Genomic DNA, 234 nt, shown 5'->3' on the forward strand with positions numbered 1-234 from the left:
GAGAAGAAGGCCGCGATCACGAAGGAGGTCACCATCATCACGAAGGAGTGGTCGGACAACCTCACGGTCCCGACGCGCATCCTCACCTCGCGGCACGGCGACATGTACCGCATGCGGGCCCAGACCATGGCTCGCGGCGTGCCCCGCTGGATCGACCAGCAGATCGCCAAGCTGTTGAAGGCCTCCACCGGCGGCGCCTTCGCCGTCAACTCCTTCGACGGCGTGCCCTACTTC

Annotated in this window: 1 protein-coding gene; it reads left to right on the forward strand. The window is 65.8% G+C overall.

The window, feature by feature from the left end; all coding sequences use genetic code 11:
- On the forward strand, nucleotides 1-234 hold a 234-nt coding region (locus H6A60_RS13650; RefSeq protein ID WP_205105419.1), incomplete at both ends, for a hypothetical protein.

The organism is Sutterella massiliensis (genome assembly GCF_016899755.1).
Lineage (GTDB): Bacteria > Pseudomonadota > Gammaproteobacteria > Burkholderiales > Burkholderiaceae_F > Sutterella > Sutterella massiliensis.